Consider the following 12,153-nt stretch of genomic DNA (forward strand, 5'->3'; position numbering starts at 1 on the left):
CGTGGCCTGCCCCGCGCCGACGCTTTCCCGGCCGCGCGGAAGGACCCCCGGGCGGGTTGCGTCCACCGGGGCGGGGCCTTCCGGCGGGGCGGCGGGGTCTGCCGCGCCTGGGGCCGGGGTCGGGGTCGGGGCCTCTCGGGTGGCCCGTGCTGGGGCCGTGGGGGAGGCCGGGGCGTCCGGGGGCGTGGGGCTGGACGGGGCGTTCGGGGCGGTGGGCCGGGGGAGTGTCATCGGCGGGGCTCCTCGATGGGCAGGCCCAGCTCGGCGTGGGCCTTGTCGACCATGGCGCGCGCGTGGCGCAGGCCCATCCGGTCCAGGACGCCGCCCAGCTCGGCCAGTTCGGCGGCCGTGCGGGCCGGGTCGGCGACGCCGAGGCGGGCGCGGGCCTTGACGGCGCCGAGGCGGGACAGGGCCTGGCCGCGCGGCTCGTCGATCTCGCGGAACTCGGCCAGCGCCTGTTCGTACGTCTCCAGCGCCTCCGCGTACCGCCCCGCCCGGTACAGCACGTTCCCACGCATCTTGTGGTTGTAGGCCAGCGCGCTCGACAGGTTCATCTCGCGGCAGCCCGCCTCCGCCCGGCCCAGCAGCTCCAGCGCGCGGGCGGCGTCCCCGTCGCGTACGGAGACGATGTCGGCCAGCCCGCGCAGCGCCCAGGCGTGACCGCGCCGGTCGTCGGCGGCAGCGGCTATGCCGGCGGCCTCCTCGAACAGCTCGTACGCCGTGTCGTACCGGCCACTGTTGCGGTGCATCTGCGCGATGCCCTCCAGCGCCCACACCGTGTGCCGGGCCTCGCCCCGCGCGCGTGCCTCCGCCAGCAGCTCGTCGTGCAGGGCGCCGACCGCCTCGTAGTCACCCTGGATACGGCCCGTCTCCGCGAGCCCGGCCAGCGAATAGCCGTGGGCGACCACGTCCCCGCCGCGCTTGCCCAGGTCGGCCGCGTACCGCAGCAGCCGGAACGCGAGCGTGAGCGCACCGCGCTGCCGGGCCAGCGTGCCGCCGCTCCACAGCGCCCACGCCATGGCCGGTACGTCCCCGGCCGAACGGGCCGTGCGGTAGCTCGACTTCCACGCCCGGTCCGCGGCCGCCACATGGCCGAGCCGCCGGTGCGCCTCCGCTACCGCGAGCGCCGCGCGGGCCGTCTCGTGCGCGTCCCCCGCCCGCTGGGCGGCGGTCATCTGCTCGGTCGCCGCGTCGAGCACATCGGTGAGCGAGGAGTTCACCGACAGCGCGCTGAGCGCACCCTGGTACTCCGGCGCGAGAGCCTTGCTGAACATAAGTGCCTTTCCGCCAGGGGCGGCCGTGGACCGTACGGCATGTGGGCCATCGACACGGCGCCCCCTTCTCTCGTCTCTTCAGCTGACTGCGCGCGCTTCGGGAGGGAAGAGGATCAAGAGCCGGCGGAGGTTCCACTTTCGGGTGACGGATGGTGACGACTCTCCGCGTACGAAGGCCATAGCCGGGAACCCGCCGAGGCCAGGACCACCGAAGGAGGCCCGCCGAAGGAGGCCCGCCCATGACCGCACAGGCCCCCGCCCACCGGCTGCGGGCGATGCGCGCCGTGGTGTTCGACACCGACGGCGTGCTCACCGACACGGCCCGGGCGCACGCCACGGCCTGGAAGGCCGCCTTCGACGCCCTCCTGCGCGCCCACCCGCCCGCCGACCCGGCCCAGCGCCGGCCGTTCGACGCCACCGAGGACTACCTCCGGTACGTCGACGGGAAGTCCCGCCCCGACGGCGCGGCCGCCTTCCTCGCCTCCCGCGGGCTGGACCCGTCCCCCGCCACCGTCGCGGCGGTCGCCGCCGAAAAGGAACGACTGTTCACCGAACGGCTCCGGGAACGAAGCGTCCACGCCTACCCGGACGCCGTACGGCTGCTGCACACCCTGCGCCGCTCCGGCACCCCGCTCGCCGCCGCCTCCGCCTCCCGCCACGCCCGCGAGGTCCTCGCCTCCGCCAAGGTCCTCGACCTCGTCGACGCCTGCGTCGACGGAGCCGAGGCGGCCCGGCTCCGGCTGCCCGGCAAGCCCGACCCCGCGCTCTTCCTGGAGGCGGCCCGCCGGCTCGCCACGCCGCCCGCCGCCTGCGCCGTCGTCGAGGACGCCCTGGCGGGCGTCGAGGCCGGCCGGCGCGGCGGCTTCGGGCTGGTCGTCGGCGTGGACCGCGCGGCGGACCCGGACACCGGGGACGCACTGCACCGCGCGGGCGCCGACACCGTCGTGCACGACCTCACGGAGCTGCTCTGCGAAGGAGTGCCGTCGTGACGGACTGGACCTGGGAGTACGAGGGGTACGCGCCCGCCAAGGAGAGCCTCCGCGAGTCCCTGTGCACCCTCGGCAACGGCTATTTCGCCACCCGCGGCGCCGCCACCGAGTGCTCCGCCCACGGCGTCCACTACCCGGGCACCTATGTGGCGGGCTGCTACAACCGCCTCACGTCCGACGTGGCCGGCCGCGCGGTCGAGAACGAGGACATGGTCAACCTGCCCAACTGGCTGCCGCTGCGCTACCGCATCGGCGACCCGGACACCCCCGGTGAATGGCTCGGCCCCGACAGCGACCAGCTGGTCGATCACCGCCAGACGCTCGATCTGCGCTCCGGCACCCTGGAGCGCCTGACCCGGTACGAGGACGACGACGGCCGGCGCCTCGCGGTGCGGCAGACCCGCATCGTGCACATGGCCGACCCGCACCTCGCCGCGCTGCGCACCGAGTTCACCGCCGAGAACTGGGCGGGAACGCTGGACGTCGAGGCCGCCCTCGACGGCGACGTCACCAACAGCGGCGTGGCCCGCTACCGGCAGCTCGCCTCACGCCACCTCACCCATGTGCACACGGGCGACTCCGCCGCCGACACCGTGTGGCTGCGCTGCCGTACCCGTACCTCCGACATCCGCATCGGCATGGCCGCCCGCACGACCACCGCCGGCGCCGAGGACACCGGGCTCACCGTCCACCACGCCGACTGCCGCGCCACCCAGAGCTTCCGCTTCGAGGTGCGGCCGGGCAGCGCGGTCGTCGTCGACAAGACCGTCGCCCTGCACACCTCCCGCGACGCGGCGATCAGCGACCCCCTGCACGCCGCCGTCGACCGGGTACGCCGCGCACCCGGCTTCGAGTCGCTGCTGGCGTCCCACCGCGCCGCCTGGCGGCAGCTGTGGCGGCGGGCCGAGCTGGAGGTGCCGGACGAGGCGGGCCGCATCCTGCGCCTGCACCTGTTCCACGTCCTGCAGACCCTCTCCCCGCACACCGCCGACCTCGACGTCGGCGTCCCGGCCCGCGGCCTGCACGGCGAGGCCTACCGCGGCCACATCTTCTGGGACGAGCTGTTCGTCCTGCCCTACCTGAACCTGCATTTCCCCGAGGTCTCCCGCGCCCTGCTCACCTACCGCCACCGGCGGCTGGAACGCGCCCGCTTCACCGCCCGCGACGCGGGCTGCACCGGCGCGATGTACCCCTGGCAGAGCGGCAGCGACGGCCGCGAGGAGACCCAGCTGCTCCACCTCAACCCCCGCTCGGGGCGCTGGCTGCCCGACCACTCCCACCTCCAGCACCACGTCGGCTCGGCCATCGCGTACAACGTGTGGCAGTACTGCGAGGCCAGCGGCGACACCGAGTTCCTGCACACCAAGGGCGCGGAGATGCTCCTCCAGATCGCCCGCTTCTGGGCATGCCGCGCCGCCTGGGACGGCGACCTGGCCCGCTACCGCATCCGGGGCGTCCTCGGCCCCGACGAGTACCACGACGCCTACCCGGACGCCGACCGGCCGGGCCTGGACGACAACGCGTACACCAACGTCACCGCCGCGTGGGTGCTCGCCCGCACCCTGGAGCTGCTGCGCGCGCTTCCCGAGCCGCGCCGGCGCGAGCTGGCCGAGCGCACGGAGCTGGACCACGGCGAGCTGGAGCTGTGGGAGGACGTCTCACGCGGCCTGCACGTGCCGTTCCACCAGGGCGTCATCAGCCAGTTCGAGGGCTTCGGCGACCTCGCGGAACTCGACTGGGAGGGATGGCGCCGGCGGTTCGGCGACATCCGCCGGCTCGACCGGATCCTGGAGGCCGAGGGCGACTCGGTCAACCGCTACCAGGCGTCCAAGCAGGCCGACGTGCTGATGCTCGGCTACCTCTTCTCGCCCGCCGAGCTGGGCGCGCTGATGCGCCGCCTGGGGTACTCGCTGGGCGACGAGACCTGGCGGCGCACCGTCGACTACTACCTGCACCGCACCAGCCACGGCTCGACCCTCAGCGGCCTGGTGCACGGCTGGGTCCTGGCCCGGGTGCGCCGCTCCGAGGCATGGCGGTTCTGCCAGGAGGCACTCGAAGGGGACATCGCCGACGTCCAGGGCGGCACCACCGGCGAGGGCATCCACCTGGGCGCGATGGCGGGCACCCTCGACCTCGTACAGCGCGGCCTGACCGGCCTGGAGACGCGCGGCGGGGTGCTCCGGCTCGACCCGGTGCCGCTGCCCGAGCTGTCCGAGTACGACTTCACCCTCCGCTACCGCGGCCACTGGGGCGTACGGCTGCGCATGACGCCGGGCAACCTGCACATCGCCGTGCCCGGCTCCGGAAGCGAGCCGATCGGCGTCGAGCTGGACGGCGGCGTGGCCGTCACCGTCGAGCCGGGCGAGACATGGGACCTGCGGCTGCCCGCTTGAAGCCCCGGCGCAAGGTGTGTCCTGTGGGGCTCACGCGTGCGCGTACGGCACGTCGATCCGCCGGCCGCTGACGCGCGCGGGCGTGACCGCCATCCAGCAGGCCTCCTGACCCTCGGACCAGGGCGTGCTGTACGCCAGGTCGTCGAGCCTCCGTACGGCGTCGGGGTCCGTGACCTCGTGCGGGGTGCCGACGACCAGGACGCTCCAGCCGCGGCACAGCGCGTCGTCGATGTGGTCGACCTCGAACGCCATCTGGCTCTCCCCGGTCGTGGGCGGCAGCGTGTCCCGTCCCACCCGGAACGCGACCTCGCCGTCGGTGATCAGATAGTCGACCGGCAGGATGGCGGGGCCCTCGTGCGTCGTCACGGCCACGTGCCCCACACCGTGCGTGCCGAGCAGGGTGCGGCACTCGTCGAGGCCGAGGTCGACGAGCTGGGGGTGGACCGGGGGATGGCCGGTTCCGGGCGGCAGGTCGGCGGTGCCGCCGGTCAGCTCCATGACGCTGGTCTCCAGGGCGTCCGCCAGCCGCAGCAGGAAGCCGATGCCGGGCGTGGCGGTCTGCTCCTCCAGGTACTGGATGTACCCGGGCGCGGATCCCGCCCGAACGGCCACCTCCTCGCGGCTCAGGCCGAGCTGCTCCCGGCGCGCGGCCACCCGTCGGCCGATGTCCCCCCGGCAGGGCCCGTGGGCGTGCGTACCGGCGTCAAGTCCCCGCAACAGCGATTTCTCGGGCATGGGAGGCACCGTCCCTTCCAGGTGCGCCACGTGGGCCATGTGCGCTACGCAGGCTGCCTACCAGCCCACGGTACGCCTCGGCGCGCTCCCACACCCCACGGACCGGATCCCGTCGGATCCGGTCAGATCCGGTCGGCCGCGATGAGCAGGTAGTGGAAGCTGCCTTCCTTGTACGCCGTGAGGAACGGCTCCTCGATGCCGGTGGCCAGCGAGGACTTGGCGCGCAGCTCCCAGTACGGGATGGTCTGCGCCGTCAGGTCGACCACGTTGATCGGCACGAGGCCGTTGGCCGCCATGGCCTTGAAGTACTCGCTGCGCGGGTGGATGTTGCACGTGTAGTGCTCGTCGATACGGCTGACCGCCTTGGAACGACCGCCCGTGACGTCGTTGTAGCAGCCGGTGATGCAGACGTAGCGGCCACCGCGCCGCAGGACGCGGGACATTTCGGCGTACAGCTCGAAGAGGTCGACGTACATGGTCGTCTCGTTGGTCCAGGCGGCCCGGCGCGAACCGGTCTCCAGACCGGTGTCCAGCATGTTGCGGAAGTGGAACCTCACGCGGTCGCAGACGCCGCGCTCCTCCGCCTGGGTGTTGGCGAAACCGACCTGGTACTCGGAGATCGACACCCCGTCCACGTAGCAGCCGAAGCGCTGGTTGGCCATGATGCTGGTGCCGCCGCGCCCGGAACCGGCGTCGAGCAGCCGGTCCTCGGCGGTGACGGGGCCCAGGTGGTCCAGCAGGATGTCGGCCTGCGCGGTCTCCAGGCGGTGCAGTTCCCGGGTGATGCGCTCCTGCCGGGTGTCCTCCGGGCCCTCCAGTACGGAGGGGTCGTACTCGCCGAGCCCGTAGTGGTGGTGGTAGAGGCCGTCGACCTCGCCGAGGCGCAGGTTGACCGGGTCCTGCTGGTTGGTGTTCCAGTACGCGGCCACCGACTTCTGGTAGTCGGTGCGCAGTACGTCGTTCACGGTCATGGGGGCGACTCCTTCTGACGTTCTGATGTGTGGGGGGTTACGGGCGGGCCGCGTACGGCTCAGCCGGCGGCCTCGGCGACGGCGGGCGGGCAGGACAGCGCGAGCCGCCGCGCCGAGCCGTCCGCCGCCGGGGCCCTGACGCGGACGGCTTCGACGGCTGGGCCCCGGCGACCGCACCGGATGGCGGGGGTGCCCGGTCAGGCCGGGGTGCCGGGGCCGCCCGTGGCGGCCCGTACAGGAGCGTTGCACGCCCTGCTCCCGGTCACGGCCGACGGGGACGGGGACGAAGACGGCGACGGCGACGGGGACGGTGACGGCGACGGGGACGGTGACGCTGAGGGGGACGGCAGCCGCGCCAGTCGCGTCGCCGCCGTCCCCGGGCCGGGGTGGCTACTCGGCACGCGGACGGACCTCGACGTTCTCGAGGATGCCGATCGCGTCCGGCACGAGGATCGCGGCCGAGTAGTAGGTGCTGACGAGGTACGAGATGATCGCCTTCTCGTCGATGCCCATGAACCGGACGTTCAGCCCGGGCTCGTACTCGTCCGGCAGACCCGTCTGGTAGAGGCCGATGACGCCCTCGTTGTCCTCGCCGGTACGCATCGCGATGATCGACGACGTGTGGTGCTCGGTGACCGGGATCTTCCCGCACGGGAGGAGCGGGATGCCGCGCCACGCGGGGATCTGGTGACCGCCGACGTCGACGCTGCCCATGTACAGGCCCCGCTTGTTGCACTCCTTGCCGAACGCCGCGATCGTGCGCGGGTGGGCGAAGAGGTACTGCGTGTTGCGCCGCATGCTGATCAGGTCGTCCAGGTCGTCCGGGGTGGGCGGACCGGCGTGCGCCTGGATGCGCTGGTTGTAGTCCGTGTTGTTCAGCAGCCCGAAGTCGGGGTTGTTGACCAGCTCGTGCTCCTGGCGCTCGCGCAGCGCCTGGATGGTGAGCTTGAGCTGCTGCTCGGTCTGGTTCATCGGCTGGTTGTAGAGGTCCGCGACGCGGCTGTGGACCTTCAGGATCGTCTGCGCGACGCTCAACTCGTACTCGCGCGGTTCGAGTTCGTAGTCGACGAAGGTGGTCGGCAGGTCCGGCTCGCCCTCGTGGCCGGACAGGAAGCTGATCTCGACCTCGCCGTACTTGTTCGTCGGCTTGTGCCCGTTGGAGGAGAGCCCCTGGACGTGGTCGCGCAGCGACTCGTACTGGCCGGCCACCTGCTTGTACGCGGCCTGCGTGAGCACCAGCGCCGTGGTCCTGGTGGTGGCGCGGACGGTGAACTCCCACTTGGCGTCCTTGTCGCAGGCCAGCATCCGGCCGCCGAAGGAGTCGCCGTCGGCGAGCATCCCCAGTCGCGTCTCGGCGTCGTCGTACTTGGCCTTGCCGAGCTTCTCCACCTTGCCGTGGGCGATCAGGAAGACCTGGTCGGCCTTGCGGCCGCTCTCCACGATCACCTGACCGGCGTCGAACTCCTTCTGGACGAACTTGTCGGCCAGCGCCGCCAGCGCGGTGGGGTCGCTGAACCCGCGCAGCAGCGGCAGTTCGCCCAGCTCCGCCGGTACGACCTGCACCTTGGACCCGGTCTGGACGAACGTCACCCGGCCGTCCCCGACCGCGTACGACAGCCGTCGGTTGACCCGGTAGGTGCCGCCGGGGGTGTGGACCCAGGGGAGCTTGCGCAGCAGCCAGCGGGAGCTGATCTCCTGCATCTGCGGCTGGGACTTGGTGGTGGTCGCGAGGTTGCGCGCCGCCTTGGTGCTGAGGCTCAGCTGTACGGATTCCTGCGAAATGATCTCGGGCGCCGCCGGGGCCGGACGGGTCTCGACTGTCATCGGCTGTCTTTCGGTTAGTGTGTTGATCCGCTCGGCTCGTGACGGGTGGTCAGGGCACCCTGGCCGACCTGGCGGAATCACTGTCGGTCCCTAGCTGTAACGCATGGTGACGGTCGGTCGTTCGAGGCGCGCACCTTTCTCCGTAGCGCGCCCCAGGGGTGCACGCCTCCCTTCACGCCCTTTCGCGCCCCCCGGGCGTCCCCCTGTGTCACACGCACCGCTCTCACCTGTACGTGAACGGTGAAACGTTCACTCAGCCCGCATACGGATGCAACCACCTCGCGCCGCCGGGTGTGGCGCGCCTCCGTCGGCTATCCACGACACCGACGGGAACGGAACGGAGCGGGAGGACGACTGTGCTGACCACTCTCCTGGTGGTGGGTCTGGCCCTGGTGCTGGGCCTGGCTGCCAACCGGCTGCTGCGCCCACGGCTGGTGGAGGACCAGGCCGACGCGCTCACCGTGCGCGACTTCATGGAGCCGCTGCTGACGCTCGCCGTACTCGTCCTGGCCTTCGTCATGGTGCTGGCCGCCGAGTCCTACGGCGACGCGGAGGACGCCGCACGGGAGGAGGCGGGCGTGGTGGACCACCTCTTCGAGGTGGCCGACTTCGCGCCCGATCCCCAGCGGGTACGACTCCAGGCCGACGCCGTCTGCTACGCCCGCGCCGTCCACGCCATCGAATGGCCGGCCATGGTGCGCGGCAGCGCGTCCACCGCGCCCAGCGTATGGAGCACCGACTTCCGCAAGCAGCTCAAGGGCGTGGACCGCCAGGACGCGGTCTTCGGGATCCTGATCGACGCCGACCGGGACCGCTCCGAGGCACGGCAGGCACGCATCGCCGAATCGACGCCGGCCATCGCGCCGCTGTTCTACTGGTTCATGCTCATCACCCTCGCGGTGACGGTGATCGTGCTCGCCTTCTGCCTGCCGCTGCGGAGATTCGCCACGGAGCTCGCCACCCTCGTGGTGCTCACCATCCTGCTGACCGCGTCGCTGCTCATCATCCACGACGTCGACCGGCCCTTCGGCGGCATCATCGACGTGCCCGCCACCTCGATCGCCGACGCCTCCCGCGACATCTCGGACGACTTCGTGGCAGCCCACGGCGAGGCCGCCCTGCCCTGCGACGCGCAGGGCCGCAAGCCGGCCGCCTGACCTTCACCTCCTCATCCGCCCACGAGCACGACGTCGAGCGTGCGAGGGCCGTGCACGCCCTCCACCCGGTCCAGTTCGATGTCGCTGGTGGCCGACGGCCCGGAGATCCAGGTCAGCGGCCGCGCCGGGTCCAGCCGCGGCAGCGCCTGCGGCAGCGAGGCGACGACCTGGTCCGGCGCGCGGACGACACAGATGTGCAGGTCGGGTACGAGTGTCAGGGCGCGGCGCCCCTGGCCCTCCGCCGCGTCCAGGACGATCGTGCCGGTCTCGGCGATCGCCAGGGCGCAGGTGGTGACGACGGCATCGGTGGCGTCGAGTTCGTACGCGTCCAGCGGGCGCCCCGCCGTGTCATGGCGCCGCTCGGCGTCCGTACCTGCCAGCCAGGCCGCCGGCAGGCCGGGCGGCACGGCGACCGAGGCAGCCCCGCGCTCGGCGAGCAACCGGGCGATCAGCGACGGCAGTTCCTCCTCGGTCGCGCGGTGGACATGCGCCCGGTAGTCGGCCAGGTTCTCGTGGAGCAGGTCCAGCAGGGCGGCCGGGTCGTCGGGGGAGTGGCTCGTGCGGTAGTCACGGGCCGGTTCGGGGGCGTCCGGCGCGCCGGCGGTGGCCGCGCGGACACGGGCGAGGATCCGGTCGCGGGAGCTCATGTGCGGTTCCTCTTCCACCAGTCGCGGAACGACCGTTCCGGCAGCTCGGGCAGGTCACGGCCGTCCGTCCACGCCCCGGCGCCCGGCGGCCTGGACGGGTGCGCCTTGCGGGTCGCCGAGGCCACGCGCTCGCCGGCGGCCAGGGCGGCGGGGTGGTCCAGCAGCCAGGTGGCCGCCCTGACCGCCGCCCGCTCCAGGCGGTGCCCCTTCCCGCCCCGCTCGGCGACCTTGCCGCGCAGGTGGACGAGCACCTCCGGGATGTCGATGGCGACCGGGCACACGTCGTAGCACGCCCCGCACAGTGAGGACGCGTACGGCAGGGAGGCGTCGATGTCGCTCGCCGTACCGCGCAGTTGCGGGGTGAGGATCGCGCCGATCGGGCCCGGGTAGACCGAGCCGTACGCGTGCCCGCCGGCCCGCTCGTACACCGGGCAGACGTTCAGGCACGCCGAGCAGCGGATGCAGCGCAGCGCCTGGCGGCCGACCTCGTCGGCGAGCGTGGCGGTGCGGCCGTTGTCCAGCAGGACCAGGTGGAAGGTGCTCGGGCCGTCGGCGTCCGTCGTCCCCGTCCACATGCTGGTGTACGGGTTCATGCGCTCGGCCGTCGACGACCTCGGGAGCGTCTGGAGGAACACCTCCAGGTCACGCCATGTCGGTACGACCTTCTCGATCCCGACCACCGAGATCAGGGTCTCCGGCAGGGTCAGGCACATCCGCCCGTTGCCCTCCGACTCGACCACGACCAGCGTGCCCGTCTCGGCGACCATGAAGTTCGCCCCCGAGATCCCCACCTTCGCCCGCAGGAACTTCTCCCGCAGGTGCAGCCGGGCCGCCTCCGCCAGGTCGGCGGGGGTGTCGGTCAGGTCGTCGGGCGCGGGCCGGCCCCAGTCCGCCATCCGGTCACGGAAGATGTCCCGGATCTCCCCCCGGTTGCGGTGGATCGCCGGCACCAGGATGTGGGAGGGCCGGTCCTCGCCCAGCTGCACGATCAGCTCGGCGAGATCCGTCTCGTACGCGGCGATGCCCTCCGCCTCCAGGGCCTCGTTCAGGCCGATCTCCTGCGTCGCCATCGACTTGACCTTGACGACCTCCCGCTCACCGGTCGCCTTGACCAGTCCGGTCACGATCCGGTTGGCCTCGGCGGCGTCCGCCGCCCAGTGGACCGTGCCCCCGGCCGCCGTGACGGCCTCCTCCAACTCGACGAGGAAGGTGTCCAGATGGCGCAGCGTACGGTCCTTGATCTGCTTGCCCGCCTCGCGCAACGCCCCCCAGTCGTCCAGCTCCGCGACCGCCCGGGCCCGCTTGTCGCGGATCGTGTGCGTCGCGTGCCGCAGGTTCGCCCGCAGCACCGGATCGGCAACCGCCTCGCCGGCCGCCTGCGGGAAGGCCGGCATGCCCAGATACGTTCCACTCACCGCAGCGGCTCCTCTTCGGTACTGGCCAGGATCTCGGCGATGTGCACGGCCCGCACCCGTTCGCCCTCACGCCTGAGGACGCCGCCGATGTGCATCAGACACGAGTTGTCGGCACCGCACAGCACCTCCGCCCCCGTCCCCACCGCGTTGCGCACCTTGTCGCGGCCCATGGCCACCGACACCGCCGGGTTCTTCACCGCGAACGTCCCGCCGAAACCGCAGCACTCCTCCGCGCCCGGCAGCTCCACCAGCTCCAGGCCCTTGACCGCCTGGAGCAGCCGGCGTGGCCGGTCGCCGAGCCCCAGCAGCCGCAGCCCGTGACAGGACGGGTGGTAGGTCACCCGGTGCGGAAAGTACGCGCCCACGTCCGTCACGCCCAGCACGTCGACCAGGAACTCCGTCAGCTCGTACGTCCGGGGCCCGAGCCCCGGCTCGCCGAGGGCGGCGTAGTGGTCGCGCACCATGGCCGCGCACGAACCCGAAGGGGTGACGACGTACTCGTACCCCTCGAACGCCCGTGCCGTACGGCGTACCAGAGGCTCGGTCTCGCGCCGGTAGCCCGTGTTGTACTGGGGCTGGCCGCAGCACGTCTGGGCCGCCGGGAAATCCACCTCGACGCCGAGGCGTTCGAGGAGTCTCACCGTGGCGATCCCGGTCGCGGGATACACCGCGTCATTGACGCAGGTGACGAACAGCGCGACGCGCATCGCGGCTCCTTCCTTCCCTTGCTTCGGGTGGGGTGCGGGTT

The 12,153-nt window shown here is 72.4% G+C and carries 10 protein-coding genes; 3 read left to right on the forward strand and 7 right to left on the reverse strand.

Annotated elements, in window-relative coordinates; all coding sequences use genetic code 11:
- Positions 1–227: 227 nt before the first annotated feature.
- A complete protein-coding gene (locus AMK26_RS34280; RefSeq protein ID WP_073760006.1) occupies positions 228–1,274 on the reverse strand; it encodes a tetratricopeptide repeat protein in 1,047 nt (348 codons plus the stop codon).
- Positions 1,275–1,513: 239 nt separating this feature from the next.
- Between AMK26_RS34280 and AMK26_RS34285 the strand changes: the two genes are divergently transcribed.
- Together AMK26_RS34285 and AMK26_RS34290 are read left to right on the forward strand one after the other, a co-directional pair.
- Complete coding sequence (locus AMK26_RS34285; protein ID WP_073760008.1) at positions 1,514–2,263, forward strand: HAD family hydrolase; 750 nt, start codon at positions 1,514–1,516, stop codon at positions 2,261–2,263.
- Positions 2,260–4,656, forward strand: coding sequence for a glycoside hydrolase family 65 protein (locus AMK26_RS34290; RefSeq protein ID WP_073760010.1), 2,397 nt, complete (start codon positions 2,260–2,262; stop codon positions 4,654–4,656). Before AMK26_RS34285 ends, AMK26_RS34290 begins: the two co-directional genes overlap by 4 nt.
- Positions 4,657–4,686: 30 nt before the next feature.
- On the opposite strand, the gene AMK26_RS34295 is transcribed toward AMK26_RS34290, so the two are convergent.
- The 3 genes from AMK26_RS34295 to AMK26_RS34310 form a co-directional block, all read right to left on the reverse strand.
- A complete protein-coding gene (locus AMK26_RS34295) occupies positions 4,687–5,391 on the reverse strand; it encodes a helix-turn-helix domain-containing protein (RefSeq protein WP_079277984.1) in 705 nt (234 codons plus the stop codon).
- 122 nt (positions 5,392–5,513) lie between these two features.
- The gene (locus tag AMK26_RS34300; RefSeq protein WP_073760012.1) at positions 5,514–6,362 is read right to left on the reverse strand and encodes a geranyl diphosphate 2-C-methyltransferase; all 849 of its coding nucleotides are present in this window, start codon (positions 6,360–6,362) and stop codon (positions 5,514–5,516) included.
- A gap of 390 nt (positions 6,363–6,752) precedes the next feature.
- The gene (locus AMK26_RS34310; RefSeq protein ID WP_073760016.1) at positions 6,753–8,186 is read right to left on the reverse strand and encodes a family 2B encapsulin nanocompartment shell protein; all 1,434 of its coding nucleotides are present in this window, start codon (positions 8,184–8,186) and stop codon (positions 6,753–6,755) included.
- 356 nt (positions 8,187–8,542) lie between these two features.
- Between AMK26_RS34310 and AMK26_RS34315 the strand changes: the two genes are divergently transcribed.
- Positions 8,543–9,343: a bestrophin-like domain gene (locus tag AMK26_RS34315; protein ID WP_073760018.1), complete on the forward strand. Its 801-nt coding sequence runs from the start codon at positions 8,543–8,545 to the stop codon at positions 9,341–9,343.
- Positions 9,344–9,354: 11 nt separating this feature from the next.
- On the opposite strand, the gene AMK26_RS34320 is transcribed toward AMK26_RS34315, so the two are convergent.
- From AMK26_RS34320 to AMK26_RS34330, 3 genes are read right to left on the reverse strand one after another with little or no spacing between them, the layout of a single operon-like run.
- Complete coding sequence (locus AMK26_RS34320; protein ID WP_073760020.1) at positions 9,355–9,990, reverse strand: LutC/YkgG family protein; 636 nt, start codon at positions 9,988–9,990, stop codon at positions 9,355–9,357.
- Positions 9,987–11,405, reverse strand: a complete 1,419-nt coding sequence (locus AMK26_RS34325) for a lactate utilization protein B (RefSeq protein WP_073760022.1) — start codon at positions 11,403–11,405, stop codon at positions 9,987–9,989. Before AMK26_RS34325 ends, AMK26_RS34320 begins: the two co-directional genes overlap by 4 nt.
- Positions 11,402–12,112 (reverse strand): (Fe-S)-binding protein, encoded by a 711-nt coding sequence (locus AMK26_RS34330; protein WP_073760024.1) that lies wholly within the window; start codon positions 12,110–12,112, stop codon positions 11,402–11,404. The genes AMK26_RS34325 and AMK26_RS34330 overlap by 4 nt, the downstream gene beginning before the upstream one ends.
- Positions 12,113–12,153: the final 41 nt, after the last annotated feature.

The organism is Streptomyces sp. CB03234 (assembly GCF_001905885.1).
In the GTDB taxonomy this organism is placed as follows: domain Bacteria; phylum Actinomycetota; class Actinomycetes; order Streptomycetales; family Streptomycetaceae; genus Streptomyces.